This is a genomic window from Variovorax sp. VaC1 (assembly GCF_043658315.1).
Classification (GTDB): Bacteria; Pseudomonadota; Gammaproteobacteria; order Burkholderiales; family Burkholderiaceae_C; genus Variovorax.
This window is the reverse complement of record NZ_JBIGLT010000001.1, coordinates 1,042,602-1,069,088: the sequence shown is the minus strand read 5'-3', so window position 1 is coordinate 1,069,088 and position 26,487 is coordinate 1,042,602. Positions and strand designations below refer to the sequence as shown.

Annotated in this window: 26 protein-coding genes; 16 read left to right on the top strand and 10 right to left on the bottom strand. The window is 64.4% G+C overall.

Features of this window, described 5'->3' with window-relative positions:
* Window positions 1-25 precede the first annotated feature (25 nt).
* Window positions 26-415 (bottom strand): response regulator, encoded by a 390-nt coding sequence (locus ACGLHS_RS05080; RefSeq protein WP_394477456.1) that lies wholly within the window; start codon window positions 413-415, stop codon window positions 26-28.
* Window positions 416-528: 113 nt separating this feature from the next.
* On the opposite strand from ACGLHS_RS05080, the gene ACGLHS_RS05075 reads away from it, so the two are divergent.
* On the top strand, window positions 529-2,268 hold the full coding sequence (locus ACGLHS_RS05075; RefSeq protein ID WP_394477454.1) for a hypothetical protein: 1,740 nt from the start codon (window positions 529-531) through the stop codon (window positions 2,266-2,268).
* A 27-nt stretch (window positions 2,269-2,295) separates the two neighbouring features.
* Here ACGLHS_RS05075 and ACGLHS_RS05070 read toward each other — a convergent pair whose 3' ends face one another.
* A complete protein-coding gene (locus ACGLHS_RS05070; protein WP_093237497.1) occupies window positions 2,296-2,706 on the bottom strand; it encodes a PaaI family thioesterase in 411 nt (136 codons plus the stop codon).
* A 162-nt stretch (window positions 2,707-2,868) separates the two neighbouring features.
* On the opposite strand from ACGLHS_RS05070, the gene ACGLHS_RS05065 reads away from it, so the two are divergent.
* A complete protein-coding gene (locus ACGLHS_RS05065) occupies window positions 2,869-4,428 on the top strand; it encodes a cation:proton antiporter (protein ID WP_394477451.1) in 1,560 nt (519 codons plus the stop codon).
* A 145-nt stretch (window positions 4,429-4,573) separates the two neighbouring features.
* Here ACGLHS_RS05065 and ACGLHS_RS05060 read toward each other — a convergent pair whose 3' ends face one another.
* Complete coding sequence (locus tag ACGLHS_RS05060; RefSeq protein ID WP_394477449.1) at window positions 4,574-4,756, bottom strand: hypothetical protein; 183 nt, start codon at window positions 4,754-4,756, stop codon at window positions 4,574-4,576.
* 160 nt (window positions 4,757-4,916) lie between these two features.
* On the opposite strand from ACGLHS_RS05060, the gene ACGLHS_RS05055 reads away from it, so the two are divergent.
* A complete protein-coding gene (locus ACGLHS_RS05055) occupies window positions 4,917-6,296 on the top strand; it encodes an NHL repeat-containing protein (protein ID WP_394477447.1) in 1,380 nt (459 codons plus the stop codon).
* A gap of 108 nt (window positions 6,297-6,404) precedes the next feature.
* Here ACGLHS_RS05055 and ilvB read toward each other — a convergent pair whose 3' ends face one another.
* Window positions 6,405-8,186 carry a biosynthetic-type acetolactate synthase large subunit gene (ilvB, locus tag ACGLHS_RS05050; RefSeq protein WP_394477445.1) on the bottom strand — a complete coding sequence of 594 codons (1,782 nt, stop codon included), beginning with the start codon at window positions 8,184-8,186 and terminating at the stop codon, window positions 6,405-6,407.
* A gap of 65 nt (window positions 8,187-8,251) precedes the next feature.
* Here ilvB and ACGLHS_RS05045 point away from each other — a divergent pair, with 65 nt between their 5' ends.
* Both ACGLHS_RS05045 and ACGLHS_RS05040 read left to right on the top strand, forming a co-directional pair.
* Entirely contained in the window at window positions 8,252-8,746 is a 495-nt protein-coding gene (locus ACGLHS_RS05045; RefSeq protein ID WP_394477443.1) for an Lrp/AsnC family transcriptional regulator, read from the top strand.
* Window positions 8,747-8,793: 47 nt separating this feature from the next.
* Entirely contained in the window at window positions 8,794-9,450 is a 657-nt protein-coding gene (locus ACGLHS_RS05040; RefSeq protein WP_394477440.1) for a hypothetical protein, read from the top strand.
* A 12-nt stretch (window positions 9,451-9,462) separates the two neighbouring features.
* Here the strand turns inward: ACGLHS_RS05040 and ACGLHS_RS05035 are convergent, their stop codons facing one another.
* Window positions 9,463-10,446, bottom strand: a complete 984-nt coding sequence (locus tag ACGLHS_RS05035; RefSeq protein WP_394477438.1) for an OmpA family protein — start codon at window positions 10,444-10,446, stop codon at window positions 9,463-9,465.
* A 211-nt stretch (window positions 10,447-10,657) separates the two neighbouring features.
* On the opposite strand from ACGLHS_RS05035, the gene ACGLHS_RS05030 reads away from it, so the two are divergent.
* Complete coding sequence (locus tag ACGLHS_RS05030) at window positions 10,658-11,833, top strand: serine hydrolase domain-containing protein (protein ID WP_394477436.1); 1,176 nt, start codon at window positions 10,658-10,660, stop codon at window positions 11,831-11,833.
* A 96-nt stretch (window positions 11,834-11,929) separates the two neighbouring features.
* On the opposite strand, the gene ACGLHS_RS05025 is transcribed toward ACGLHS_RS05030, so the two are convergent.
* On the bottom strand, window positions 11,930-12,403 hold the full coding sequence (locus tag ACGLHS_RS05025; protein ID WP_394477434.1) for an Lrp/AsnC family transcriptional regulator: 474 nt from the start codon (window positions 12,401-12,403) through the stop codon (window positions 11,930-11,932).
* 292 nt (window positions 12,404-12,695) lie between these two features.
* On the opposite strand from ACGLHS_RS05025, the gene ACGLHS_RS05020 reads away from it, so the two are divergent.
* The 4 genes from ACGLHS_RS05020 (at window position 12,696) to ACGLHS_RS05005 (ending at window position 16,397) form a co-directional block, all read left to right on the top strand.
* Window positions 12,696-14,129 (top strand): amino acid permease, encoded by a 1,434-nt coding sequence (locus ACGLHS_RS05020; RefSeq protein WP_394477431.1) that lies wholly within the window; start codon window positions 12,696-12,698, stop codon window positions 14,127-14,129.
* Complete coding sequence (locus tag ACGLHS_RS05015; RefSeq protein ID WP_394478173.1) at window positions 14,119-15,366, top strand: NAD(P)/FAD-dependent oxidoreductase; 1,248 nt, start codon at window positions 14,119-14,121, stop codon at window positions 15,364-15,366. The genes ACGLHS_RS05020 and ACGLHS_RS05015 overlap by 11 nt, the downstream gene beginning before the upstream one ends.
* A 172-nt stretch (window positions 15,367-15,538) precedes the next feature.
* Window positions 15,539-16,003 carry a GNAT family N-acetyltransferase gene (locus tag ACGLHS_RS05010; RefSeq protein WP_394477429.1) on the top strand — a complete coding sequence of 155 codons (465 nt, stop codon included), beginning with the start codon at window positions 15,539-15,541 and terminating at the stop codon, window positions 16,001-16,003.
* 46 nt (window positions 16,004-16,049) lie between these two features.
* Window positions 16,050-16,397: an SMI1/KNR4 family protein gene (locus ACGLHS_RS05005; protein WP_394477427.1), complete on the top strand. Its 348-nt coding sequence runs from the start codon at window positions 16,050-16,052 to the stop codon at window positions 16,395-16,397.
* 103 nt (window positions 16,398-16,500) lie between these two features.
* On the opposite strand, the gene ACGLHS_RS05000 is transcribed toward ACGLHS_RS05005, so the two are convergent.
* Both ACGLHS_RS05000 and ACGLHS_RS04995 read right to left on the bottom strand, forming a co-directional pair.
* Entirely contained in the window at window positions 16,501-17,046 is a 546-nt protein-coding gene (locus ACGLHS_RS05000; RefSeq protein WP_394477425.1) for a DUF2867 domain-containing protein, read from the bottom strand.
* An 88-nt stretch (window positions 17,047-17,134) separates the two neighbouring features.
* Window positions 17,135-17,482, bottom strand: coding sequence for an antibiotic biosynthesis monooxygenase family protein (locus ACGLHS_RS04995; protein WP_394477423.1), 348 nt, complete (start codon window positions 17,480-17,482; stop codon window positions 17,135-17,137).
* A gap of 462 nt (window positions 17,483-17,944) precedes the next feature.
* Here ACGLHS_RS04995 and ACGLHS_RS04990 point away from each other — a divergent pair, with 462 nt between their 5' ends.
* Complete coding sequence (locus ACGLHS_RS04990; protein ID WP_394477421.1) at window positions 17,945-18,214, top strand: hypothetical protein; 270 nt, start codon at window positions 17,945-17,947, stop codon at window positions 18,212-18,214.
* A gap of 468 nt (window positions 18,215-18,682) precedes the next feature.
* On the top strand, window positions 18,683-20,734 hold the full coding sequence (locus ACGLHS_RS04985) for a hypothetical protein (RefSeq protein WP_394477419.1): 2,052 nt from the start codon (window positions 18,683-18,685) through the stop codon (window positions 20,732-20,734).
* Between the two features lie 30 nt (window positions 20,735-20,764).
* On the opposite strand, the gene ACGLHS_RS04980 is transcribed toward ACGLHS_RS04985, so the two are convergent.
* Window positions 20,765-21,352 (bottom strand): DUF308 domain-containing protein, encoded by a 588-nt coding sequence (locus ACGLHS_RS04980; protein ID WP_394477417.1) that lies wholly within the window; start codon window positions 21,350-21,352, stop codon window positions 20,765-20,767.
* Between the two features lie 173 nt (window positions 21,353-21,525).
* Between ACGLHS_RS04980 and ACGLHS_RS04975 the strand changes: the two genes are divergently transcribed.
* On the top strand, window positions 21,526-23,007 hold the full coding sequence (locus tag ACGLHS_RS04975) for an HD domain-containing phosphohydrolase (RefSeq protein ID WP_394477415.1): 1,482 nt from the start codon (window positions 21,526-21,528) through the stop codon (window positions 23,005-23,007).
* A 164-nt stretch (window positions 23,008-23,171) separates the two neighbouring features.
* The gene (locus ACGLHS_RS04970) at window positions 23,172-23,552 is read left to right on the top strand and encodes a VOC family protein (RefSeq protein WP_394478171.1); all 381 of its coding nucleotides are present in this window, start codon (window positions 23,172-23,174) and stop codon (window positions 23,550-23,552) included.
* Between the two features lie 25 nt (window positions 23,553-23,577).
* Here the strand turns inward: ACGLHS_RS04970 and ACGLHS_RS04965 are convergent, their stop codons facing one another.
* Window positions 23,578-24,210: a TetR family transcriptional regulator gene (locus ACGLHS_RS04965; protein WP_394477413.1), complete on the bottom strand. Its 633-nt coding sequence runs from the start codon at window positions 24,208-24,210 to the stop codon at window positions 23,578-23,580.
* An 81-nt stretch (window positions 24,211-24,291) separates the two neighbouring features.
* Here ACGLHS_RS04965 and ACGLHS_RS04960 point away from each other — a divergent pair, with 81 nt between their 5' ends.
* Window positions 24,292-24,951, top strand: a complete 660-nt coding sequence (locus ACGLHS_RS04960; RefSeq protein ID WP_394477411.1) for an O-methyltransferase — start codon at window positions 24,292-24,294, stop codon at window positions 24,949-24,951.
* 354 nt (window positions 24,952-25,305) lie between these two features.
* Window positions 25,306-26,460 carry a chromate transporter gene (locus ACGLHS_RS04955; RefSeq protein ID WP_394477409.1) on the top strand — a complete coding sequence of 385 codons (1,155 nt, stop codon included), beginning with the start codon at window positions 25,306-25,308 and terminating at the stop codon, window positions 26,458-26,460.
* Window positions 26,461-26,487: the final 27 nt, after the last annotated feature.

The following is a 26,487-nucleotide window of genomic DNA, read 5'->3' as shown; positions in this document are numbered from 1 at the left end:
CCCGTCTTGTACGCCAGTGATCCCGCTATGCCTGCGGCACCATCGCGTGGTCGAGCACATCCATCAGTTGATCGACCGTGTAGGGCTTGCGCAGCCATGCCGTGCCGCGCATGGCGGTGTCGGGCTTCGGCTGCCCTGTCACGAAGATCACCGGCACGTTGTGCTCGCTCAGCAGCTTCTCTGCGAAGTCGTGGCCCGACAGCGTGGGCAGGCCGATGTCGACCATCACCACATCGAACGCACCGTCGAAAAAGCGCGAGATCGCAGCCTCGGCACTCGTCACGCCGGTGGCCCAATGGCCCAGAGCCTCGAGCAGTTTCAGCGTGGTGGCGAGCGTGTCGGCATCGTCCTCCACGAGCAGGACCCGGAGCTTGTGTGATTGCCGTTCTGGCGATGGAGGCGGTTCGGTTGTCATTGAAATGCATTTTTCCAGACAAAGCGTCGGCGTGCCGGGACAAGGCGGAACGCCTTTACCTAGTCGCAGATGGGCAGATCGATTGGCGAGTTCATCGCGGCACAATCGTCCGCGTGTCGCTCTTCAAACACTGCCTATCGGCGATCCTCACTCTGGCATTCGCCCTCGCCGCGCCCATCGCGCACGCGGCCGATCCGATCCTTCTTGTCACATCGCCTGTCGCCTTGCAGGCGGCGGAAAAGGCTGGTGCCGGCTTCACCCACTGGGTCGGTGACACCACGGTTTCCAAGGACGGCATCGCGACCAACCAGGCCTTGATGGGTTCGCCGTCATGGTCGTCCATCGCCGACCCGTTGCGCGAGAGCATTGCCGGCATCCAGCGACGCGACAAGCAGGCGGGTGTCGGCGTCTCGCGCTATCCGCACCGGCTGTTCGACGCACGCTGGCTAACGAGCCCCGATGCATTTTTCGAACTGGTCGGCGTGGCCAACCGCATGGACCGGCGGCCCTTTCAAAGCGGCGCATGCGGCGAGACGCGGCTGGTGTACCGGCTGGCCTACCGCACGGCAGCCATGCAGTCGCGCCTGCCGATGACGGTCAACGTCGAGTTGCGTGGCGATGCGCCCGATGCCGACGGCAGTTGCGCCAGCAGCACGCGACGCTGGCAACCACCGCAGGCCGTGGCGGCGAACGACGATGAAGCACTAGGCCGCTGGCTGGTGTCGTCCGACGGCCCGCTCGCGCCGCAGCGCCTGGCGCCCGCCCGCATCGCGCAGATCACCACCAACCTGCAAAGCGTGCGTTGGCCTTCCGCCGTGCGGCCCGACCTCGGCGGCCATGCCGAATACATGCTGCGCGCCTTCCGCTGGAACGCGGGTACACGGCGCTTCGATGTGGGTCCGCTGGAGAATACGCCCGACGTTGCGCGCCTGAAAGCCAATGCCCCCTTGCGCAAGGAACTGCAGCAATGGTTGCAGCAGCCCGCCAACCTGCGCGCTCTGGATGAAGCCACGCTGCAGATCCCCGAGAAGTTCCTCGCGACCGAAGCCGTGTCGGTGGCGCCGCGCGGACAGGAGCGGCTGGCGAACCGGCCCTTTGCGCAGCTCTTCGCGGCGAGCGAATGGCAGGCCATGCCCAGCACTCGCACATTGCAATCACCGCAGGCTGTGCTGCGCCGCCTCGACGACCTGAGCTGCGCGGGCTGCCACCAGAGCCGCGCGGTCGCTGGCTTTCACTTGCTGGGTGTGGATCGGCGCGGCGCCTCGCGCACTTTCACGGTGGGCAATGCACTCGCCTTGCCGCATTCGCCGCACATGCAGGACGAACTGGCACGGCGCGCCACCTACGTGCGCGCCGCGCTGACGACGCCACGGCCCGATCCGTTTCGCCCGCTGGCCGAGCCGGATGACGTGACCGCCATGACGGGCAGTGCAACGGCCACGGTCGGCGCGAGTTGCGAGCCCAGCCGCATCACGCGTTCCGCCAACCCGTGGCTGGACCGTGCCGAGAAGCTGCCGCGCATCGCCTGCGAAGGCACCGCCTCGGTGTGCGAAACCACTTCGGTCGGCTTTCCAGGCGGCATGTGCTCGGGGCCCTGCAATCCGCTCGACAAGAACGGCACCTGCGGCGGCATCGCGATCCTCAGCGATTTCAACCAGTGCCTGGCCGCGAACAAGCCTTTCGGCGAATGCCTCGCCAGACATACACGACCTGGCAACCTGCGCAGTTGCTCGGCGCAACAGCCCTGCCGCGACGACTACATCTGCGCGCAGGCCGAAGGCCAGCCCGAAGGGCGCGGCGCCTGTATTCCGCCCTACTTCCTTTTCCAGATGCGGGTGGACGGCCACTCCTGACCATCGCTCACCCGTCCGCTCAAGAGATCAAGTGGCCGGATCGAGCACCAGTTGCGTCTGCGTGACGACGGCGCAGAGCTTGCCCTGCTCATTCGTGATCGAGGTCTGCCAGACCATCGTGGTGCGTCCGCGATGCAACGCCACGCAGGTGCCCGTCACCGTGCTGCCCAACCGTGCGCCGGCAATGAACTTGGTGCTTGAATCGGTGGTCGTCGTGCGCTTGCCGCCCGACAGATTGACCACAGTACCGACCGCGCCCAGCGTGTCGGCAAACGCCATCGAGGCGCCACCATGCAGGATGCCGCCGGCGGTGCAGAGGTCTTTGCGCACCTCCATCTGCGCCACCACGCGGTCGGGCTCCAGCACCGTGAAGCGGATGCCCATCAGGTCAGGAAAGAGTCCGGCAAACAGCTTCTGGATGTCTGCAATATCGGTCATCGATGTCTCCTTGGATCTCCTGGAAGTTCGACAGACTAGCGGAAAGGCCACAAGAACACCTGCATCACCTGCACCGCGCGCCACACGGCCTGATCGACCCTCGGCGATCGACCGGGCCTCTCTTAGTATTCCGTGCACAACACGAAAAACTGAGAGGCCCCGGTGGAGATCTTCGAAAACATCCTTCTCATGCTGGCCGCGGCGTGCCTGCTGCTCCAGCTCTCGCGCCGCCTCGCATTGCCCTACCCCTCGCTGCTGGCGCTGGCGGGCGTCGGGCTCGGCGCGATGCCTTGGGTGCCGCACATCCATTTCGATCCGCAGCTGGCGCTCGCGCTCTTCATTGCACCCGCCCTCCTCGACTCGGCCTTCGACACCTCGCCCCGCGAGCTGCGCCACAACTGGATGCCGCTGGTCTCGCTGGTGCTGGTGGCCGTGCTGCTGACCACCGCCGTGGTGGCATGGGCCGGCTGGGCCTTCGCGGGGCTGCCGATTGCCGCGGCCATCACGCTCGGCGCCATCGTCGCGCCGCCCGATGCGGTGGCCGCAGCGGCGGTGATGCAGCAGTTCCGCATTCCACGGCGCACGCTGTCGCTCATCAACGGCGAGAGCCTGCTTAACGACGCCGTGGCGTTGCTGGTGTTCGGCGTGGCGGTGTCGGCGGCGGGCGCCGCGCATCAGCCCATTGCGAGCTCGTTGCCGATGCTGCTGGTGGCGGTGCCGGGCGGCGCGGTGGTCGGCGTGCTGCTCGGCAAGGTCTCGCTGCACTTCGTGAGCCCGCTCTTCAGGGGCACGCGCTCGGCCATCATCCTGCAGTTCGTGATGACCTTTGCCGCATGGATCGTGGCCGAGCGGCTGCACCTGTCGCCGATCATCTCGGTGGTCGCCTTCGGCATGACGCTGGGCCGCTACGCACCGAGCCGCAACGCGCCGCGTGACCGCGTGCAGTCGTATGCGGTGTGGGGCGCGGTGGTGTTCACGCTCAACGTGCTGGCGTTCTTTCTGATGGGGCTGCAGGCGCGCGGCATTCTCGATCGGCTCTCCGGCCCCGCGCTCATGCACGCGCTGCAGTTCGCGGGCCTCGTGCTCGCACTGGTCATCGGCGTGCGGGTGGTGTGGGTGCTGTTCTACGGGGCGGTGATGCGCGCGGTGAAGCACCGGCTGGGCCTCAAGCCCAAGGGCGTGTCGATTCCGTCCAGGCGCATCGGCTTCCTTGTCGGCTGGTCGGGCATGCGCGGGCTGGTCACCATGGCCACGGCCTTTGCGCTGCCGGCGGATTTTCCGGGGCGCGACCTCATCGTGCTGAGCGCGTTCGCCGTCGTGCTCGGCACGCTGGTGATCCAGGGCTTCACCATCGGGCCGCTCATCAAGGCGCTGAAGATCGATCCCGACGAATCGCAGGACAAGGAAGTCTCGCTCGCGCGCACCGCGATGATGGATGCGGCGCTTCTTGCGTTGGAGGCCGAGCGCGGCGCAGAGGCCGATGCCGTGCGCGATGAGTACCGCGCCGCGCGGACCATCGCCGCCGACGAAAGCCAGCCGCAGGCCACGACCGCGCACGACCGCCTGCGCGCCACGGCGATCCGTGCGCAGCGACGGGCGCTCGATGCGCTGCGCGAGAGCGGGCAGATCGAGGACGACACCTACCACCGGCTCGAAGAGGAGATGGATTGGGCGGAGCTCAATGCCATTCCTGCCAACGATGTGCGGCTGCAGAGCGTGTAGCGTTTGCGCCAGCTCTTTCTCCTTCCCCTTCCGGGGGAAGGTTGGGATGGGGGCACGACAGCGTTCGATTCATCGCAACGCCTGACCGAACGCCGCTTGCCCCCACCCCTGCCCTCCCCCGGAAGGGGAGGGAGAAAAACCGGGATCAGGCCTCGTCCTCGTACCAGCGGTCCTTCATCACCGGCTCGAGGAGGAGATGGACGGGGCGGAGCTCAATGCCATCGATGTTGTCAGGCCCCCTGCCAAGAACGCGGGACCAGTTCGCGTCTTCCGTGCCCATCGTCAGGATCGTGACGTCCGAAGTCCAGCTGGCGGACCAGGGAGCCATTGCTAGAGCCAGATGAGATGGCCGACCGCGAGAAATACCCAATTCAGGGGATACCTCAAGACACCACGGTTAACAATAATTGACATTTAGAAGCCTCCTGCGCGCCCGTCGGCAGGGGGCTTCTTTTTGTCGAGTCATACAACCATAAAGAGGAGTCAAGATGCTTTTCAGTCAAGCAAGTTCGGTCGCGCGAATCGGCGCCGTGGCCGGTGCGGTCATGTTGGTGGCATCGTGTGGCGGGGGTGGAGGTGGTGGTTTTCTGCCGGTGGTCGCACCGAACCCTCCGGCGACGGTGCCGCCCGTCGTGAACCATTCCATTGGCGGCACGGTCACCGGCCTTGCCGGCCACCTGGTGCTGCAAAACAATGCCGGCGACGACCTCAAGCTGTCGGCCGATGGCAAGTTCACCTTTGCAACGACCCTGGTCGAGGGCTCGGACTACAAGGTCAGCATCCGCAAGCAACCCCTGTGGCAGTTCTGCACCGTCACCAAGGACACCGGCAAGGCCTCGGCCGACGTGAGCGACGTGACGGTGGCCTGCTCGGCCGCGGCGGCCAAGGTCGAGACGCTCGCCGGCACCGGCACCTCGGGCACCGCCGACGGCAAGGGTACGGCCGCATCGTTCGATCTCCCTTACGGCATCGCCCTCACAAAGAGCGGTGGTCTGCTCATCGGCGACTGGTCAAACAACCTCTTGCGCAAGATTTCGCCCGAGGCCGACGTCACCACGTTTGCCGGCAACGGAGTCTTGGCGTCGGTGGACGGCAACGGCCTCAACGCTTCGTTCAAGGACCTCGCCAGCTTCACCGTGGATGCGACCGACACCGCCTTCGTCGCGGACGCCCAAGGCCATCGAATCCGCAAGGTCACATCGACGGCCGATGTGACCACGGTAGCGGGCAATGGCACGAAGACCACGACCGATGGCAACGGAACCGCCGCCACCTTCAACACGCCCATCTCGGTGGCCGTGGATGCTGCCGGCAATCTGTACGTTCTGGAGTATGGCGGCGGCGTCGTTCGCAAGATCGACCCGGCCCTCAATGTCACCACGCTGGCCGGCAGCAGCCCGCCGGGCTTTGCCGACGGCACGAAAACCGACGCGAAATTCGGGCGCGGCTACAACATTGCCATCGATGCGTCAGGCAACCTCTACGTCGCCGACAGCAGCAACCATCGAATTCGCAAGATCACCCCCGCCGGTGTGGTCACGACATTTGCAGGGACGGGGACGCCCGGTGCCACCGATGGCCCCGGCAACTCCGCGACTTTCTCCGATCCCCGCGGCATCGCTGTCGATGCGGACGGCAATGTCTACGTGGCCGATTTCGGGAGCAGCCTGTTGCGCAGGATCACACCGGCAAGGGTGGTCTCCACGCTCGCCGGCCAAAAGGGTGTTACGGGTGGGCAAGACGGCATCGGCGCGGCTGCCACGTTCAATCAGCCGCAAGGGCTCACGATCAACGCGGCGGGCACGCTGTATGTCGCCGACACCTACGGCCAGTTGATCCGCAAGGTCACGCCGGTTCAAGCGCCCTGAGGCGCGCTGCGGCGACGTGCACCGAGCGCGTCGCCGCGTGCAAGGCCAGCCACCGCCTGCGGCGGTGAGCGGCGATGGAGGCCGCGCGATGTTGCCAGGCCCCTGCCCTCACTCCCCCTCGTACCACCGGTCCTTCGCCAGCATCACGCGGTGATGCCCATGCCCCGACGGCATCATCGGAAAGCAGTTCTCCTGCGCCGCGACCTGCACGTCGAGAAAGAACGGTCCATCGCTGGCCAAGCACTCGGCCAATGCATCCTCCAGCTCGGCCGGGTCCGACACGCGCCGTGCGCCCCAGCCGAAGGCCTTGGCCAGCGCGACGAAATCAGGCAGTGCCTCGTTCCAGCTATGGCTCAGGCGGTTGCCGTGGTTCAGCTCCTGCCACTGGCGCACCATGCCCATGTAGCCGTTGTTGCACAGCACCAGCTTCACCGGCACGCGGTGCTGCACGGCGGTCGACAGCTCCTGGATGTTCATGAGCACCGACGCATCGCCGCTCACGCAGACGGTCAGAGCCTCCGGGTGTCCGATCTGCGCACCGATGGCCGCGGGCAGCCCATAGCCCATGGTGCCGGCACCGCCCGAGGTGAGCCAGTGGCGCGGGCTGTCGAAGCGCAGGTACTGCGCGGCCCACATCTGGTGCTGGCCCACGTCGGTCGACACGATCGCATCGCGCCCGCCGATGGCCCGTTGCAGCGACGACATCAGTTGCTGCGGCAGGATCGAATCGGCGCGCGGGGCAAAGGCCAGGCAGTCTTCGGCGCGCCAGCGTTCGATGCGTTCCCACCAAGGTGCAAGCCGCTCTGGCGCGAAGCCCTCGGCCGGCAGCATGGCCAGCAAGGCGTCGACGATGGCACCGCAATCGCCCACCATCGGCACATCGACGTGCACCACCTTGTTGATGCTGCCCGGGTCGATGTCGATGTGGATCTTGCGTGCATGCGGGCAGAACTCGTCGAGCTTGCCGGTCACGCGGTCGTCGAAGCGCGCACCGACGCACACCACCAGGTCGGCCTCGTGCATGGCGAGGTTCGCCTCGAGCATGCCGTGCATGCCCAGCATGCCGATGAACTTCGGGTCGGACGCGGGGAACGCACCCAGCCCCATCAGCGTGAGCGTGCACGGCGCATGCAGGCGATGCACCAGCTGCGCGAAGGCCTCGCAGGCCGCGGGGCCCGAGTTGATCAAACCGCCACCGCCATAGAGCACCGGCCGGCGCGCCGTCGACAGCAGATCGGCCGCGCGCTGCAGCATCGCCTTCGGTGGCAGCGGCGCCCTGCCCGTGCGCAAGGGACGCAGCGGCGCAGGTTCGGCACCGTGGCCGAGGCGCAGCAGCTGGATGTCCTTCGGCACGTCGAGCAGCACCGGCCCCGGGCGGCCCGAGCTGGCGATTTCGAGTGCGCGGCGCACCAGTGCCGGCACGTCGTCGGCCGAGCGCACCTGCCGGTTCCACTTGGTCACCGAGCGCGACATGCCGAGCGCGTCGCTCTCCTGAAAGGCCTGCGTGCCGATCACCGCCGTCGCCACCTGCCCGCTGATGCACAGCACCGGCACCGAATCGCTCATGGCATCGAGCAAGCCCGTGATGGTGTTGCCCACGCCCGGCCCCGAGGTCACCAGCACCACGCCCACGCGCCCGGTGCTGCGCGCATAGCCTTCGGCCGCATGCACGGCCGCCTGCTCGTGGCGCACCAGCACATGGCGCAGCCGGGGTTCGCCGTGCAGCGCGTCGTACAGCGGCAGCGCGGCGCCGCCGGGGTAGCCGAAGATGGTGTCGACGCCGCATTCAACCAGCGTGTCGAGCAAGGCCTCGGCACCGTTGCGCACGCGGGGCGTGGCCTCGGGGTGGAGGGACAGGGAAGGCGTGAGGGGAAGGTCGAGCAGTCTCATGCCGTCAATTCTTCCGGTTTGAGCGCAAAATATGCTTCTTTCTTTTGGCTCTTTGGACCTGATTCATGAAGATCAATCGGCAAATCACGGGTGACAACGAAGGATCTTTCGACAAGATCGATCTGGCCATCCTGCGGGTGCTGTTGCTCGACTCCCGCAAGACCCTGCAGGAGATCGGCAACGAGGTCGGCCTGTCGCCCACCAGTTGCTGGACGCGCATCAAGAAGCTCGAAGCCTCGGGCGTGATCAAGCGCTACACCATCGACGTCGATCCGGCCAAGCTCGGCTACCACGACTCGGTGATCGTGCAGGTCACGCTCGAAAGCCACACCGACGAAACCCTCTACGACTTCGGCCGCGTGCTCGCGACGATCCCCGAGATCCAGGAGGCCTACCTCGTCTCGGGCGACTACGACTACTACATCCGCATCGCCGTGCGCGACACGCGCGACTACGAGCGGTTGCTGCGCGAAAAACTCTACAAGATCCCCGGCATCCGCCACAGCAAGTCGCACTTCGTGCTGCGTGTGCTGAAGGAAACCAGCGTGCCCCTTATCTGAAAGGGGCGAACATCGCCATCGACTGAACTCCCGCAAAGGATTTTCGGATGTTCGACTTCTTCAAGAAAAAATCGCCGGCTCCGGCTCCGGCTCCGGCTCCAGCTCCGGCCGCCGAGGCCGCGCCCGCCGTTCCCCAGCCCCTTGACGGGCGCGAAGGGCACGTCGGCGCCATCGAGTCGCTGACGCTCGACGGCACGATGTACTTCTTCGGCTTCGACTTCGGCAGCGACCTCGTGCTGTCGCCGCTGATCGCCGACATCGACCTCGCGGCGCGCTTCGCGAGCCGGCACATGGCGCAGCGCGACGGCGCGCACGACGAGGCCTACTGGCGCGAGCTCGCGGGCTACGCCGTCGACGGCTCGGAGCTCTGTACGGAAGCCGCAAGCCGCACCTTCACCACCGCATCGCTGGCCCAAACCGCTGCGAGCCTTGCACGCGTGCACCGCGAAGGCTTAGTCGAGCCCGGCTTCGCCGTCGGATACCACCTGCGCTATCTGCTCGGCGCGGCGGGCGGATGGCAAGCGCTGGAAGAAACCGACGCCGACGATGTCGACGAATGGATCAACGTCATCGGCGGCAACGAGCCGCTGGCCGAAGGTGCAACGCTGCAAGAGATCGCCGGCCGCCTGCAGGCCCACCTGAACGCGCTGGTCGATGCCGCACCCGGCAACTGGTCCACGAAGTTCGCGGCGTTGAAGGGCTGAGGCAGCGCGGCCTCAGAGCCGCACCAGCTCGACCCGCCGGTTCTTCGCGCGCCCTGCCTCGCTGTCGTTCGGCGCCACCGGCTCGGCCGCACCCGCGCCACGCGTGGTGAAGCGGCGCGGGTCCACGCCCGCCTTCACCAGCACGCCGATCACCGCGACCGCGCGGCGCCTGGAAAGGTCGTCGTTGTGCTTCGCGTCGCCCTGCGCATCGGTGTGCCCCACCACCGAGAGCTTGAGTGGCGGGTTGTTGCGCATGAGCTTGGTCATCTCGTCGAGCGTGGGCTGCGACTCGGGGCGGATCACGTCCTTGTCCAGGTCGAACAAGATGCCGTAGAGGTTGATGCGCCCCGTCTCGGCCAGGCTCTTCTGCATGGCCGAGGCATCGACGAACACGATCTTGTCGCCCTCCATCGCCTTGGCTTCCACCACGCGCACGAAGGCGTGGTTGCCGACATCGGCGTTGTGCTCGGCCAGCGCGATGCTGGCGTAGACCGTGCCGGTGGGGCCGGCTTTCCTGGCGAGCAGATAACGCCCGCTGACTGAAAAGTAGTTGCGCACGTAGTCGCCGCTCTTGCCCAGTCGCGGCCACTCGGGGTCGTCGAGCGCCAATGCAAAGTCGTAGGGCGTGGTGGTGTCCACGCTGTTGGGGCGCTTCTGGTAGCAGGAAGCATCGGCGGTGCCGCAGGCAAAGAGCACATCGAAGCCCTTGGCCTTCAGGCTCGCCTCGTAGTTGCGCAGCACTTCGAGCAGCGAACGGCCGGCGGGCAGCTTGTAGTGATAAAGCGAGACCTTGCCCTCGAGCTTCAGCAGATCGGGCTTGCCGCCGCCCCAGTTCTGGAACGGCTCCTTGATGAGGCCGACCTCGTCGTAGGCCGCCACCTTGGCGCCGTCGAGCACCGCACCTTCATAGCGGCCGACGAGCGGGTGGTCTTTCTCGGGCGGCGCGGCGGCGAAAGCGGCCGTAGGCGCCGAGATGGCCAGCGAAAGCCATGCCATGACAGCGAAGGAGGCAAGCGGCTTCATCTGTGTATCGAAGGGAGCGGCGACACCTTGAATGCTAGAGAGTGCACACGCTGCTGTGCATTCGACGGACGGCCTATGCCGCCCGATGGCTTTGCGCTGCATTCGCGGACGGTCCACAATCCGCCCCCTCCAGCGACAGGCAACCCAACAGTTCATCCACCCATCCATCAGGGGAAGCGCACGCATGCACCAAAGCGCCACGACGGTTCACGGATTCGCACACGACCGGTTCGCAGCCGCGAAGGAGGCCTTCGAAGCCAACTTCGCCAACGGCGAAGAACTCGGCGCCTCGTTCTGCGCCACGGTGAATGGCGAAACGGTGGTCGACCTCTGGGGCGGCTTCGCCGACGAGGCGAAGGCCCGGCCCTGGGAGCGCGACACCCTCGTCAACGTCTACTCCGTCACCAAGACCATGACCGCGCTCACGGCGCTGCTGCTGGCCGACCGGGGCGAACTCGACTTCTCAGCGCCCGTCGCGAAGTATTGGCCCGAGTTCGCGGCCAATGGCAAAGCGCGCATCACCGTTGCCCAGTTGATGAGCCACACCTCGGGCCTCTCCGGCTGGCGCCCCGCGTGCAGCGGCGAAGACTTCTACGACTGGCACAAGGTGACGTCGATGCTCGCCGCGCAAGCGCCGCTGTGGGAGCCCGGCACCGCCTCCGGCTATCACGTCTACACCTTCGGGTTCCTGATCGGCGAGGTGGTGCGCCGCATCACCGGCCGGAGCCTCGGCACCGTGTTCCGGGAAGAAATCGCGCAGCCGCTGGACGCGGATTTCTGGATCGGCCTGCCGGCGTCGGAAGACCATCGCGTGGCCGACCTCGTGGGCTTCGAAGTGCCGCGCAACACCGCCGACCTGCAACTGAGCGACATCCAGAAGGTCACCTTCATCGACACCCAGACCGACGTGCCCTCGACACGCACCCGCGCCTGGCGCGGTGCGGAGATTCCATCGGTCAACGGGCACGGCAATGCGCGCGCCATCGCGCAGATCCACGCCCTGCTCGCCAATGGCGGCGTCGCCAAGGGCAAGCGGATCATGTCGGAGGCCGGATGCCGCAAGGCGTTGGCGCAGCAGATCGATGGGCCCGACCTTGCGATGCGAGGCATTCACGTGCGATTCGGCCTGGGCTTCGGCTTGCCGAGCCCGATCCTGTCGCTTTCCCTTCCCAATCCCGACTCGCTTTTCTGGTCTGGCGGCGGCGGATCGTTCGCGCTCATCGACATGGATGCGCGCACGAGCTTCGCCTACGCGATGAACAGGATGCAGCGCGGAATGGTTGGCGACGAGCGTTCGTTTCGCATCATTCGCGCGATGTGGCGAGCGCTGGGAATCGGGGCGGACGCCGCATCGCCCTGAACCGACTGCGCGATGTACCCGCGCCGCCGTTGATGCGTGGGTGGATGTCCAACCCGCCGGCGAAGACCTCTCGTGAACCGGCGGATGGGGCACTCCTCATCTCGGCAACGGAAGGCGGCTCGATTCCTTGACGGTTTGCATGATCAGCGCGCTGCGCACCTCGCGCACGTGCGGCAAACACGCAATGACTTTGCGCATGAATTGCGCGAACGAATCGAGGTCTTGCTCGACGACGCGAAGCAGGTAGTCCTCTTGACCCGAGAGGATGTGACACGAGAGAACCTGCTCGATGGGTGCCAGGGCGCGCTCGAACTCCATCGCGTGCGTTTCATGGTGCGAGCTGATCTTCACAAACAGGAAGCCGTCGATCCCGTAGCCAAGTGCCCTGCGATTCAGGTCCAGGCGGTAGCCCTGAATGAGCCCGGCCTCCTCCATGCGCTTGACGCGACGCCAGCAAGGCGAGGTGGAACTGTTGGTCTTCTCGGCGAGGGCTGCCATGGACATCCGCGGATCGTCCTGCAGACAGGCAAGGATTTCACGGTCAATGGGTGCGAGCGTCAGTGGGTTCACGGCGATTCCTTTGGGCATACCTGAAAAATACGTTCAATCGGCATGATCGACCTGCATATCGGAAGTTATAGGCACAGCTTATCTACAAATCATGCTTTCCGAGAAAAATCAGGAAAACTTCTCCTGCCGCTTTTAAACACAATTTCGTCTGCATGCCATGCGTCTGTATGCGCGTTCAAAGGTGAATTCGGGCGCAAGCCCGACGTCACGCCAACGCGGAATCCGGAATGCGGTGTGAACGCAAAGGGCCCTGAGCCCCGCGCCATTGCAAAACCAACGAGAGACAGAAACGATGCAGGAGACACAGTTGAAGCGCGCGCTCAGCGCGCGACAGATCAGATTCATGGCGCTCGGGGCGGCGATCGGCGTTGGCTTGTTCCTGGGCTCCGCCAAAGCGATTCAGATGGCCGGGCCTTCTGTGCTTATCGCGTACATGGTCGCCGGCGCCATCATCTTCTTGATCATGCGTGCACTGGGAGAACTCGCAGTCGACAACCCGGTCTCCGGGTCCTTCAGCACCTACGCCGCCGAGTACCTCGGGCCCTTCGCAGGGTTCCTGACCGGCTGGAACTACTGGATCATGAACATCGGGGTGGGCATCGCCGAGGTCACGGCGGTGGCGATCTACATGAAGCTTTGGTTCCCCGATGTACCCCAATGGATCTGGGCGCTGGCCTCGGTGATCACCATCGGCGCGCTCAACCTGATCACCGTGAAGCTGTATGGCGAGCTCGAATTCTGGTTCGCCTTGATCAAGGTGGGAACGATGCTTCTGCTGATCGCAGGCGGCCTCGGGATGATCGTGCTGGGCTGGGGAAACAGTGGCGTTCCCATCGGCGTGGCCAACCTCTGGTCGCACGGAGGCTGGTTCCCGCACGGCGTTTCCGGCCTGCTGATGTCCTTGCCCATCGTGGTTTATGCCTACGCGGGAATCGAGATGATCGGACTGACGGCCGGCGAGGTGCAGCAACCGGAGCGCACCATCCCGAGCGCGATCAACTCGGTCCTCTGGCGAATCCTGTTGTTCTATGTGGGCTCGCTGGCGGTCATTCTGGCCATCTATCCGTGGGATCAGATCGGCACGGCGGGAAGCCCGTTCGTGACGACTTTCGAGCGCCTCGGCATTCGCGAAGCCGCTGGCCTGATCAACTTCGTGGTGATCACGGCCGCACTCTCCAGCTTCAATTGCACGATCTTCGGGAGCAGCCGCGTCCTGCACGGACTGGCCATGCAAAAGCAGGCCCCCGCGATGCTGGGCCGTACCGCGGCGAACGGCGTGCCCGTGCAAGGCGTTCTGCTTTCGCTGGTTTGCCTTCTGGCGGGTGTGCTGATGAACTACCTCGCGCCTGAGTCGATCTTCGGATGGCTCATGGCCTTGCTGTCTTTCACGGCCGTCTGGACGTGGGCCACGATCGTCCTTGCCCACTATCGATTCCGACTGCAGCGCAAGCGGCTGCATCAGCCCGCCGCCGCGTTTCCGATGTTTGCCTGGCCCTTGACTTCATGGATTGCCTTGTTGTTCCTGGTCTTCCTGGTGGGCACGATGGCCGCCGAAGAAAAAAATCGCATCTCTCTTTTTGTCGGCGTCGCCTGGATCGCCTTCCTGGGCATTGCCTACACGGTGGGTGGCGTCGGCACCCGCGCAAAGCGCTTCGAGCCGGCGCCCATCAACGCAGGCTTCTCCGCCCCTCAAGAAAAGCTCGGTGGCTTCCAGCGTGAAAACTGACGTCATCGTTCTAGGCGCAGGAATCGTCGGGGTTTGCGCTGCGCTTCATTTGCAGGACCGTGGTCAGCGCGTTGTTCTTCTCGATCGGCGCGGACCGGGCGAAGAGACCAGCTTCGGCAATGCGGGGCTGATTCAAAGCGCGTCGATCGTGCCTTATGGCTTTCCGCGAAACGTCGGCGATCTCATGCGTTACGCACGCAACAACTCGACAAGCCTGCACTACGACCTCAAGTCCCTGCCCTCCTTTGCGCGGTGGCTTGCGCGGTACTGGTGGGAGTCGTCACCCGAGCGCCTCGCCGCCGCCGGCCGCGACATGCTGCCCTTGATCAGCAGCAGCGTGAGTGAGCATGACAAGCTCATCGCGCGTGCAGGCTTGCAGTACCTCGTGCGACCCAGTGGGTGGCTCGAAGCGTATCGAACGAAAGAGATCTTCGAGCGAGAGACGTTGGTGGCCCACGAACTGGCGAGGCAGCACGGGTTGGGACTGGAGGTTCTGGATGCGGCCGGCTTGCGCGCAATGGAGCCGGCGCTCAACAGTGGCTATGCCGGTGCGGTGCACTGGCTCGATCCCAAGACCATCAGTGACCCTGGGGCGTTGACCAAAGGCTATGCAAAGCTGTTCGAGGCGGGGGGTGGCACGCTCGCACGTGGCGACGCCTTGACGCTGAGCAAGGCCGCTGATGAATGGACCGTCCTTGCCGAAAGTGGGCCGCTCTCTGCCAAGACCGTCGTGCTCGCGCTGGGCCCATGGTCCGACCAGGTGTTTCGCAAGTTTGGCTATCGCATCCCGTTGATGTCCAAACGCGGCTACCACATGCACTACGCCCGACCGGGTGTCGAACAACTGAAGTTGCCGGTCATCGATATCGAAGAAGGTTTTGCGGTGGCGCCGATGGACCGGGGGATTCGGATCAGCACAGGCGTTGAAATTGCCAAGCGGGGCATGCAGCCCACGCCCATACAACTGGACCGTGCGGAGGGCAAGGCGCGTTCGATTTTTGGACTCGGCGAACGCCTTGATGAGCGCCCGTGGCTCGGAATGCGTCCGTGCACGCCGGATATGCGGCCGGTGATTGGGCGTGCGCCGCACCATCCCGGCTTGTGGTTTTCGTTTGGCCACAACCACCATGGCTTCACCCTTGGTCCTGGGAGCGGTCGCTTGCTGGCAGAGATGGTGGTTGGCAACGCGCCGTTCGTTGATCCGTCGGCCTTTCGGCCGGAGCGCTTTCACAATTGACGCTGCTCCTGGTGTGACGGGTTGGAAGTTCGTTGAACTATCCCCGGGGCACCGAGGCCTCTCGTCTACCGTGTGTATTCGACGAGGCTGCCATGCGCACTCGATGGAGACGGAAGGCAGAATGCGGCCTTGACCTGCCCTTCGTCACTGGCGGGCAATTCAAGGGATGTGCATGGACGTTCGACAAATCGCCCCTTCGGAACTCAAGAGCCTGCTGGCCCTGTACCGGCACCTTCACGACACCGACGATCCATTGCCCGACACCGCCACTGTCGAGTCCGTATGGCAGGAGCTGATGGGCAACCCGCGCTACAGGTACTTCGGGGCTTACGCGGCTGAACAACTCGTCTCGAGTTGCACCGTCACCGTCATTCCGAATCTCACGCGCGGCTGCAAGCCGTATGCCGTGGTCGAGAACGTCGTGACCCACGCCGACCATCGCAAGCGTGGATACGGCAAGGCCGTGCTTGCCGAGGCGCTGTCTTTCGCCTGGTCGCAGGGCTGCTACAAGGTCATGCTGATGACCGGCAGGAAGGATGAAGCGACCTTCCAGTTCTATGAGTCGGTCGGTTTCAACCGGAGCGACAAGCAGGCCTTTGCGATGAAGGCGCCCGCCACCAAACCCGGGGACAGATAAGACCGGCCCCGGCCAGCATCGGCCCTTCCGAACAAGCACGCAGCTCATGACGCCCGAAGACATATTCCACGCAGTAGAGCAATGGAGCGGATGCGCCATCGCACCTCCCTTGCGCGCAATGTTATCCAGAACGGATGGCGCCTTCATTGGCGACCTCGTGCGGTTCTACGCGCCTGACGAACTTCTTGAACGCAACGAGACCTACGAAACCAGAGCGTACTGTCCGGGCTGGCTGACGATTGGCGATGACAGCGGAGGCAGCGCTGTCGTCGTGGCTCCGGACAAGTGGCCGACGCCCGTGTACCTGGTGGGCCACGGCAGCATGTCCCGCGCCGACTTTGTCGAAGTGGCCGAGGACCTTGATGAATGGGTGCGTTCGGGTTGCAGGCTGTAGGCCGATGGCCATTCCGAACATCTGATCCCCGAGCTCCAGAGGACCGCTTCAGGTTCCGCGCCGCAGACCAATCCCAGGCCTCTGTGGAGCAGACAGCTCGCCCCTACCTTGCAGCCGCCTTGGGCCAACCGATATGCGCGGCGCGACGAAGACTGGCCGTCACAACAAGGCGATGAAAAGGCGCAATGACCGACAGATAGGTGCGGCCCAGAAGGTTGTGGCAGTGGACGACGGTCGAGACGGTCAGCTGGCCGCCGCGCGCTGAAGACGAGTCGGGCGTGTGAAGTACCGACAGCCTGAAGTCGAGGTGCTTGTCGTCCTCGCCCAGGACGATCTCGTTCTCGCTCTTGCCGTAGACCTTGAAGATGCCGATGCGGTCGACGTTGGCTTCGCTGGAGAGGGTCGCAAGGTGCTTGGCGGTCTTCAGGCCAAAGCCAGCAACGACCGCATCCCGGATGTTGGTGAGCCATCCGATCCAGGATGGCTGCTGCGCAATGAGGAATCGCCACAGAACATCTGGATCGCTCGAGGTGCCAGGAGGCAGCTGAACCGCAAACGCGTCTGCGAGATTCACCGATTTGTAGATGGCGACGACGGCAGATTGCGTGGGGAGAGCAACCGGCGTTACTGACGTGAGTTCGCTTGGCATGAATGGCACTCCGAGTGCTTGACGGATGACATGAGGGGTGAGCAAAGCCAGATGCTGCACCGTCCCCTTGCTGAAAAAAACAGAGGCATCAGCGCGCAGGCTCCGATGGCCCATCGAAGACCTTGGCCACTTCATACATCCCGGGGTCGAACCTGGCGATGGCCAGCACCTCTGCCACATAGGGCGATGTGGCCGGGTCTGCACGCATCGATTGGTAGTGCTGGTAGTGCTCCACGCTCTTCCACTGCCCGTACATCGTGACCTTGGTTCCGTCGACGCTTCGATGAAGCGACGCCGAGATGAACCCCGGCATGTCTCGAACGGATGCGTCGGTGGCGCGGGCGAGTATGTCGACCAATGCCTGTTGATTCGATGGCTCGACGGTGAATACGTTGATGAGCGTGACGAACCCTGTGTTCTCGGCAATCGTGGTCATTGGAAGCCTCCAGCGCCTCAAAGAGAAATCGCAACCGACCGTCGCATTTTATGCACGGCACTGGAGATCGGGCCGGACGCCGCATCGCGCGGAACCGGCTGCGCGGTGTGCTCTGATCGTGTCGCCTTTGTTGATGCGCGGGATTGCGCCGTCTGTCAGGCCGCTTGCAATGGCGATGCGGAAACCCGCGCGATCCGAGACTTACTAGCGCATTCAGTTTCCCCGCCCGCGCTGCCCTTCTCTAAAGTAAATGCCCCTGTCGCTCGACGCCCCACTGTAGTGGGCAAAGAAGGCATCACACACAACACGCTTTGACGGATGAACCGCTTCGCCTCGCGGCGGCTATCGGTGCCATGTGCATTCGATGGAAAACGCGGGGCACAAAAGGCGACGGCCAAGGTGCTGACACACCCCGACCGTCTGACCACATGACGTGCACAACTTTTCAGGAAAGCACAACAAATGGCTGAACGAATTATGGCCGGGCGTCGCACGCCGGCATCCCGCGGCAACTCGCCCGATAACACGGACGGGCCCAGCGCGGCGGACCTTCTTGAGAACAAGCTGGCGCAGTTGAAGTCGCTGGTGTGGTGCTGCTATGGCGGCGGCATCGATTGGCACCATGGCGCAGGGCCGACGCACCTGGATAACGTGGTCTGGCTTGTGGCGGATCTGGTGCATGAGGCGGGGGAGTTGCATCAGCGGTGTGAGAGCGAACGTACTTCGAGATGAAGCCGGTCTGAGCAATCGGCGTATTTCACGAAGCTCACCGAACAGCAGCGAGGCTGCACGACACAGGGCTTTAGCCTGCGTCGTGCAGAATGCCGCGCGGAAACCGGCGTTCCTCGAGAAGCAGCCTGCGCCTGAAGAGTCGCTGTCAACGAAAAATATTCACAACAACTGTTGGAGTGAGGGATGAACGAACTTGCTTGCAGAGCAGCAGTGGCGCTGCTAGTGGCCGCTCTTGCGTCTTGCGGCGGAAGTGGTAGAGGAGAAAGCTCCACCGGTTTGCCGACAGGACAGTCGCCGTCATCGCAATCGATCAATGACTCGGTCGCGGCTCCAGTTGCAGTCGCAAAGACAGAGCCGCAAGATCCATCCGGTATTCAAGGGCTGCCGGCCGCACAAACAGACTCATTGGGCGGCATAGCCGCGGTCCTGCGTGGGGAGGGCCTCAACGTGTTCTCGGAGCGAGCCGAAATGCACAAAGGCTCCTCCTTCTCCGTCGGGGGTACGGTATCGGGACTCACGGGCCCTTTGCGCCTCCGTCTGAATGGCATAGACGAATTCACGGTGAATGGCAGTGGAACGTTCACCGCGCCGATCGCCGTCATCGCCAAAAATCCTTACGAAATCACATTGGTGGCACAGCCGGTCGGGCTCATATGTGCAGTCAGCAATGGCACCGGAACCGCCAAGGGCCCCGTTACCACCGTGACGGTAACCTGCTCCCAACTCGCGTACACCCTGGGCGGAAACATCACCGGCCTGAAGGGCAGCGTGGTGCTGCGCAGCGATGGTGTTACCGACCTGACCGTCAGCGCCAACGGCTCCTTTGCTTTCCGCGACCTTCTCCCGCATGGCGGGAGCTATGCGATCAGCGTGAAGACGATGCCCGCGACCCAGACCTGTGTGGTTTCGAACGGCTCCGGCGGCGCCACCGCGAATATCTCGTCGATCGCGGTCAATTGCACCGACACCGTGGTCCCGGTGCCACCGGCACCCAGCTTGCCAATGACGATCTCATCCTATGGCGCCAAGGCTTACAACTTCTCGTGGGGAAGTGTGCCGAACGCCACGTACTACAAGATCACCCAGGACGTGGGTGGCGCTCCGTTCAAGGTGGTCGGGGACAACATCACGAGCACCACATTCAGCCTTCAGAACGTGGTCTTGATGGACGCGAATTCCCACCTGTTCACCTTCAGGTTGCAGGCCTGCAACGCGGGCGGGTGCAGCAATCCCGTTGCCAGCCCTCCGCTGATTCCTGTCGCGAACGACGCCATCGGCTATCTGAAGCCTTCCACCGGTTCGATGAGCAACATCCAATACGGCCAGTCGGTTGCCTTGTCCAAGGATGGCGCTTGGCTGGTAGTGGCAGCGACTTCCATCTGGCACGCTGGCTTCATCGAAATCTATTCGCGTCGCAGCGGACAGTGGGCATTCGAGACGCGCCTGACGGCCTCGAATGCAGAGGTCGGCGATAACTTCGGCAGCTCCTTATCGATCTCGAAGGATGGCAGTACCGTCCTAGTGGGCGCCTCCGGAGAGTCCAGTTCGGCCACCAATGTGGGCGGAGACAAAACCGACAACACGGTGCTGGAGTCGGGCGCGGCCTATGTGTTCGAGCGCACGGGGATCACCTGGGCCGAAGTGGCGTACCTGAAGGCAGCCACGTCGACGCTGAGCGAGAAGTTCGGCTCGGCGACCGCGCTGTCTGCCGACGGTTCGATCGCATGGGTCGCCGGCAATGGAAATTCGGTTCATGGCTATCGCAGGGTCGCCGGCACTTGGAGCCATTTCAATTCCGCCTCGACCTCGATCCCCGGAGAAGGCCGCTCGCTCGCGGTTTCCGACGACGGTGCCACGCTGGTCGTGGGCATGCCCTTGGACTCCAGCCCGAACGCCTGGCATTCGGGCTCGGTGCTGGTCCTCAAGTGGGCGATTCCTGCGCTCAGCAAGACCTACTACCTGCAGGAGAACCTTCCGCAGTCTGGCAACAAGCTGGGGGCGGCCGTGGCGATATCGGCTGATGGCAGCTCGATCGCCGCCGGTATACCGCTCAAGACGGTGGGCCCGGCGGACTTCGCCGGTGCTGTCACCTTCTTCAACCTCGATGGCAACGGCACGGGCTACACGCAGGACGGGTATGTCTATTCGCCGCTGCCCAAGGACAGCGCCGAGTTCGGCCGTTCGGTCGCCTTGTCTGCCGACGGTAGTGTGCTGGTGGCAGGTAGCCCGGTGATGAGTGCTGGCATGCAGGGTATCAACGCGGCACTCGATTACTCCGGCCCCAACAAGACGGGCGTGATCATCCGTTTCGTCAAGTCCCAGGGCGTCTGGAGCAGTACCACCGCCGCGACCGGCAAGATCCTCGACTACAACGATTTTCTGGGTCAATCGATCTCCGTTTCAGGCGACGGCAAGACCGTCGCTGCCGGCGCGCCGGGCGAAGACAGCCTGGCCAACGGAATCGGCGGCGACTTCAGGAACAACAACGGGCACGACGTGGGGGCCGTCTTCCTCTATTGACGGAAAGAAGGCGCAGACCAGATATCGGCATCAAACCTTCCCGGGAGCAAATCCGCCAGTCTTGTCTTTGGCCCTACGAAACAAGATCACCAGCCCCGAAATCAAGAAGTACACCGCCCCCACCGCCGCATACCCAGCAAACGTCTGCACAACAGGCGCCGCACTCCCCTGCTGGGCCACAAAGAATCCCCCGGCCAGCGCCGACTGCGCGCCGCTCAGCATCATCACCCACTGCCCTTTGTCGCTCTTGCGCCGACGAATGGCAGTCGCCAGCTGAAGCAGCCCCGCAACGATCGCCCACAGCCCGAAGATCAGCAGAATGATCTGCAGCTTGAGCCCGAGCGAAACCGCCACGGCCACGGTGACCAGCGCGCTCATCCAGACGTTCAGAACCTGCGTGGGGTTGGCCTTTGCGCCGCCCGTCATCCGGGCGTCCACCCAGTTGGCCAGCGCATCCCACGCGGGATAGACGATCAGCAGCGCGCTCGCGACCACGGGCGAGCCCTTGGCGACGGTGAAAGCGAGCGCGACCCACACGAAGGAAAAGGCGGCGCGAGTGAAGTAGAGCTTGCGAAGCCACGCGGCTCGCTGAAGTTGAGATGGGTTGGTGTCTGGCATGGCAATGGCGGAGAAAACCGCAGATAGAGAAAGAAGAAGAAAAGCCGTCGCCCCTCAAGCGAGGCGGGTGCAGACGATTCTGTTGGGCCAGCCCCAGCCGCGGTATCGGTCGAATGACCGACAGCAGCCCCAAAAGCGACTGTGCGATGCTCTGCCTTTGCCTCAGCCCTCTCATGTCCGACGACACCACCATCGCCGTTTTCGACGCCGTCCGTGCGCTCGCTTTCATCGGCGACCTGAGCATGGGCCAGCCGACCGACCATTCGCTGCGCACCGCGTGGCTCGCCGAAATGATCGCGACGCAAGCCCGCTGTGCGCCCTCGCAGGTCGAGGCCGCCCGGCACGTCGCGCTGCTGCGCTGGTCGGGTTGCACGGCCAATGCCCAGGAGTTCGCGGATTTTCTGGATGACGACGTGCAGGGCCGGCAAGCCCTTCTTGCATCGCAGAAGCCGCGAGCAAAGCAGCAACAACAGCAGCCTCGCAGCGCGCCCATCCCCAACGCGATGCTCGCCATGGCCAGCATCCATTGCGAAATCGCCGGCGACATCGCGAACACGCTGGGCTTGAGCCCCGACACCGAAGCGGCGCTGCGCGCGATCTTCGAGACCTACGACGGCGGCGGCGTGCCCGGTCTTCTGCAGGGCAACGACGTACCGCTCGCCACCTACGTCGTGGCGCTGGCGAGTGATCTCGAAATCTTCAGCCGCCTGTACGGGCTCGACGAAGCGCTCACGCTGGCGCGCGGACGCGCCAACAGCGTGTACCCCGGCGCTCTTGTCGATGCCAGCGCACCGTGGGTGTCAACGTGGATGAAAGCGCTGGATTCCGCCACCCCGCCGTGGACCGACGTGACCGACCAGCCCGCCTCGATGCTTCAGCGCGTCGGGCTGGAGCTGGTGGGCGACGTGATCGACCTCAAGCTGCCCTGGATGACGGGCTACTCGCGGCGCGTGGCTCAACTGGCGCGCGATTGCAGCGCGCACGCCGGCCTGGACGAGGCCGCGTGCCACCGCACGTACAAGGCCGGGTTGATCCACGGCATCGGGCGGGCGTCGGTGCCCAACGCGATCTGGAATGCGCCCGAGCCGCTGCCGGCCTCGTCGCTCGAACGCCTGCGGCTGGTGCCGTACTGGACCTCCCGCGCCGCCGGGCAAATCGACGGACTCGCGGCCGAAGCAGAAATCGCATCGTTCGCCTTCGAGCGGCGCGATGGCTCCGGTTATTTCCGCGGTCGGTCTGGCACGGCGATGCCGCTGGAGGGGCAGTTCGTCGCAGCGGCCGAACGATGGGTTTCTCTTCGCACCCGCCGTCCGTGGCGCGCGGAGTTCACCGAGGCAGAGGCGCTCGACGGCATAAAGGAAGACGCCGAGGCGGGCCGCTTCGACCAGAGCGTTGTCGATGCGTTGCTCGCCAGCGCGATGTCGCATGCGCCCTTGAAGCCTGTGGCGCCGAAGGCGGGCGAGCAGGCTTTGTCAGAGCGCGAGTTGGAGGTTCTGCGCTGCATCAGCAAGGGCGAGAACACCAAGGAAGTGGCTCGTGCACTGGGCATCAGTCCGCGCACGGTGCGAACGCACGTCGAGCGCGTGTTCCTCAAGCTCGAATGCTCGACCCGTGCGGCCGCGACGTTGAAGGCGGCGACCCGAGGGCTCATCTGACAAGGCGGTTCCGATCGCCGCGTCGATCACGCGGCGAACAGTCAACTCTGCCACTGGCATCGCAGCAATTGCCGGCGTAAGCTCATTGCCCGGTCGGCCAGCCAAGGTGGGCCCGCTCCCAAGCGGCAACCGCTGCGCCGAATTGTGCGAAAGGACCTCCCATGCTGTTGTCCGACTCGTCTGTAACGACCATGCTTCCCGTCAGGGACATGGACCGTGCCCGTGCTTTCTACGAGGGCCGCCTGGGCTTGAAACCCGGTGGCTTGCGGCCTGACGGAAAGTTCGTCTACGTGGTGGGTGGCAGCACTCTGTCGCTGTTTCCCAAACCCGAAGGAACCAAGGCCGACCACACGGCGATCAGTTTCCAGGTCGAGGACATTGCCGCCAGCGTCAAGTTGCTCAAGCAGGCCGGCGTGGTGTTCGAGGACTACGACTTCCCCGAGCTCAAGACCGTCGACCACGTTTGCGTGCTCGGCTCGGAAAAGGCGGCCTGGTTCAAGGACACCGAAGGCAACTACCTCTGCATCCACGAAGACATTGCTTGAGGCAAGCGCTGGCGCCAGCGTCGGCTCAGCGCGATGCAAGGCTTTCGATGTAGGCGCAAAGCATGTCGGCCAGCGCGTCCGCCCAGGCCTCGATTTCGGCGGCGGTTCGCGGGCTCTCCGAAAAGTCTTTGCCCACCGTGCTGAGCGTTCTCACGATCAGCTCGCCCGCCATTTCACGCGTGGCATCGGAAGCCGTTGGCAGGGCCTGCTTCATGAACACACGCACAGATTCGTCACCGGCGGCGCGCACTTCCTGTGCCTCGGGTGCGTCGCGGTAGAACGGCGCGGCGTCACCGAGCGCGGTTCGCACGTCTGCTTCCTCGCACTCGGAGCGGATGAAGGCGTGCGTAAGCATGCGCAAGCGCTCGAGTGCGGGCCGCTGCGCGTCCCCGAGGATGCCGCGCATCAGCTCCGTGGTCTGCCGCCATTCGTCGCTCTGCAGGCGAAACAGGATCGACGCCTTGTTCGGAAAGTATTGATAGACCGACCCCACGCTCACGCCGGCCCTCTCGGCCACGCGCGTGGTCGTGAAGCGGTGCGCGCCTTCCTTCGCCAAAACCTGAATAGCTGCCTGAAGAATGGCCTGAAGAAGGTCGGCCGAACGCGCCTGCTTGGGCTTTCTGCGAGAGGAGATCGAGGCATTGGGGCGGTCGGGCATAGGAGGGTTCCGCAACGCGAATAGCAAACATGAAGGGTTCTTCATATTATTTTGCATCCGCTCTTCAAACGAAAGAACCCTGTGACGACGACCTTGACCACTGCCCCCCTGGCTCCCTTGCTGGACCGCCTGTTCCTGCAGGCCGCCGCTGTAACCAGCCCCGCCCTGGCCAGCATCAGCCGCGAGGAACGCGAACGGCTGATGCACAGCAAGACCGAATACCTCGACCTCTACAGCCGCATGAAAGACCTGTGGCTGCCGGTGTCGCGCGAGACCGGCGTGCTGCTGTACCAACTGGCGCGCAGCACCAACGCGCGCAACATCATCGAGTTCGGCACCTCCTTCGGCCTGTCGACCCTGTACATGGCCGCGGCGCTGCGCGACAACGGCGGCGGCCGTCTGATCGGCAGCGAGTTCGAGCCCTCGAAGATCGCCAAGGCCCGCGAGCATCTGGCCGAAGGCGGCGTGAGCGACCTGGTCGAGATCCGCGAAGGCGACGCACTGAAGACGCTGGCAAGCGGCCTGCCAGAGTCCATCGACCTGCTGCTGCTCGATGGCGCGAAGGCGCTCTACCCCGACGTGCTGGCACTGGTCGAGAGCCGCCTGCGGCCGGGTGCGTTGATCGTGGCGGACAACGCCGACCACAGCCCCGAGTACCTGGCGCGCGTGCGTGCGGTCGACAGCGGATACCTGTCGGTGCCGTTCGCCGGCGATGTCGAACTGTCGATGCGCTTGGGCTGAGGAAGGCTCCAGCCGCCCGCAGCTCGTGACCTCGGGCCTGCCCGGCCTGCCGCCTTGCGCCTGGCGAACCTGATTGCGAGCTGACGCCCCTGCTGCGGAGTCCTGTATGGAAATAGACGACAGGCCTGCTACATTCCCTTCGCGGGGGTCAGAGCAGTCCTCCCCGCGATCCACAAGACGCACGACGTCCAAGCACTGTTCCTGTTTCCAAGGCTGATCGAATCAGCCTTGGCGGGAGCTTTACTTGTCGACTCATCTTCAGTGCCGTCCTTCGACTGCCGACCTCATCTTTCCCGCTTCCTTGGGCACAGGCTCCTTGCCATGCCTTCGCCCGCTTCCGTGTGGAGTCGGCGCATGAACAGTCCTGCATACACGCTGCGGCAACTCGTCGCCTACATGCTTGGCCTCGGCACCTGGGGATTCGGCGGCCCAGTGGCCCTCGCCGGCTACATGTACCGCGACCTGGTCGAAAAGCGCGGCTGGATCACCGAGGCCGACTACAAGGAGGGCATGGCCATCGCCCAACTGATGCCAGGGCCGCTGGCTGCGCAACTCGCCATCTACCTGGGCTATGTGCACTATCGCGTCCTCGGTGCCACCCTGGCCGGGCTGGCGTTCGTGCTCCCGTCCTTCTTCATGGTCGTGGCCTTCGGTGCGGCCTACTCGGCCTATGGCGGCATCGGGTGGATGCAGTCCGTGTTCTACGGCGTGGGAGCAGCGGTGATCGGCATCATCGCGATGAGTGCCTGGAAGCTCAGCTTGAAGAATATCGGGCGCGACCGGCTGCTATGGCTCATCTTTGCCGTGAGCTTCGCAGTGACGGTCGTCACGCAATCGGAAGTCGTCTGGCTCTTCCTTGGAGCCGGCCTGCTCGTCTGGTTTGCAAGGGTTCCGCCACGCTGGATGAAGAACGGGCTTCACTCCTTTGCAGCACCTCTCGTCGCAGCGATGGCACTCGGAACATTCGACTCAGGCCGCCTGAAGCAGATCGCGCTGTACTTCACCTACGCCGGCAGCTTCGTCTTCGGAAGCGGTCTGGCCATCGTGCCCTTCCTTTACGGCGGCGTGGTCAAGGAATACGGCTGGCTCACTGATCGCCAGTTCGTCGACGCAGTAGCTGTCGCGATGATCACGCCCGGACCGGTGGTCATCACCACGGGGTTCATCGGCTTCCTTGTCTCGGGCTTCTGGGGAGCCGTGGTTGCAGCCGTGGCAACCTTCGTCCCCTGCTATCTGTTCACGGTGCTGCCGGCGCCGTACTTCAAGAAGTACGGAAAGCGCCCTGCCGTCCTCGCGTTCGTGGACGGAGTGACCGCTGCGGCCATCGGATCGATCGCAGGTGCGGTGGTGGTCATCGGGCATCGCTCCATCGTGGACTGGATCACGGCATCGTTGGCCATCGTCACGGCCGCCGCGTTGTGGAAATTCAGGAAGCTGCCCGAACCCGTCATCGTGCTGATTGCGGCGCTCATCGGGTTGGTCGTGCATCCGCTGATCCTGAAAGGCTGAACAACCTGCGGCGCTCCCACATGACCG

Excerpts from the sequence above, each read along its gene's own strand:
- ACGLHS_RS05030 (WP_394477436.1), top strand. The coding sequence starts at position 10,658 with ATGCACCAAAGCGCCACGACGGTTCACGGATTCGCACACGACCGGTTC.
- ACGLHS_RS04955 (WP_394477409.1), top strand. The coding sequence starts at position 25,306 with ATGAACAGTCCTGCATACACGCTGCGGCAACTCGTCGCCTACATGCTT.
- ACGLHS_RS04995 (WP_394477423.1), bottom strand. The coding sequence starts at position 17,482 with ATGACCACGATTGCCGAGAACACAGGGTTCGTCACGCTCATCAACGTA.
- ACGLHS_RS04965 (WP_394477413.1), bottom strand. The coding sequence starts at position 24,210 with ATGCCCGACCGCCCCAATGCCTCGATCTCCTCTCGCAGAAAGCCCAAG.
- ACGLHS_RS04975 (WP_394477415.1), top strand. The coding sequence starts at position 21,526 with ATGTCCGACGACACCACCATCGCCGTTTTCGACGCCGTCCGTGCGCTC.
- ACGLHS_RS04980 (WP_394477417.1), bottom strand. The coding sequence starts at position 21,352 with ATGCCAGACACCAACCCATCTCAACTTCAGCGAGCCGCGTGGCTTCGC.
- ACGLHS_RS05005 (WP_394477427.1), top strand. The coding sequence starts at position 16,050 with ATGACGCCCGAAGACATATTCCACGCAGTAGAGCAATGGAGCGGATGC.
- ACGLHS_RS05060 (WP_394477449.1), bottom strand. The coding sequence starts at position 4,756 with ATGGCTCCCTGGTCCGCCAGCTGGACTTCGGACGTCACGATCCTGACG.
- ACGLHS_RS04990 (WP_394477421.1), top strand. The coding sequence starts at position 17,945 with ATGGCTGAACGAATTATGGCCGGGCGTCGCACGCCGGCATCCCGCGGC.
- ACGLHS_RS04985 (WP_394477419.1), top strand. The coding sequence starts at position 18,683 with ATGCACAAAGGCTCCTCCTTCTCCGTCGGGGGTACGGTATCGGGACTC.
- ACGLHS_RS05020 (WP_394477431.1), top strand. The coding sequence starts at position 12,696 with ATGCAGGAGACACAGTTGAAGCGCGCGCTCAGCGCGCGACAGATCAGA.
- ACGLHS_RS05000 (WP_394477425.1), bottom strand. The coding sequence starts at position 17,046 with ATGCCAAGCGAACTCACGTCAGTAACGCCGGTTGCTCTCCCCACGCAA.
- ilvB (WP_394477445.1), bottom strand. The coding sequence starts at position 8,186 with ATGAGACTGCTCGACCTTCCCCTCACGCCTTCCCTGTCCCTCCACCCC.
- ACGLHS_RS05035 (WP_394477438.1), bottom strand. The coding sequence starts at position 10,446 with ATGGCATGGCTTTCGCTGGCCATCTCGGCGCCTACGGCCGCTTTCGCC.
- ACGLHS_RS05080 (WP_394477456.1), bottom strand. The coding sequence starts at position 415 with ATGACAACCGAACCGCCTCCATCGCCAGAACGGCAATCACACAAGCTC.
- ACGLHS_RS05055 (WP_394477447.1), top strand. The coding sequence starts at position 4,917 with ATGCTTTTCAGTCAAGCAAGTTCGGTCGCGCGAATCGGCGCCGTGGCC.
- ACGLHS_RS05010 (WP_394477429.1), top strand. The coding sequence starts at position 15,539 with ATGGACGTTCGACAAATCGCCCCTTCGGAACTCAAGAGCCTGCTGGCC.
- ACGLHS_RS05045 (WP_394477443.1), top strand. The coding sequence starts at position 8,252 with ATGAAGATCAATCGGCAAATCACGGGTGACAACGAAGGATCTTTCGAC.
- ACGLHS_RS05070 (WP_093237497.1), bottom strand. The coding sequence starts at position 2,706 with ATGACCGATATTGCAGACATCCAGAAGCTGTTTGCCGGACTCTTTCCT.
- ACGLHS_RS05040 (WP_394477440.1), top strand. The coding sequence starts at position 8,794 with ATGTTCGACTTCTTCAAGAAAAAATCGCCGGCTCCGGCTCCGGCTCCG.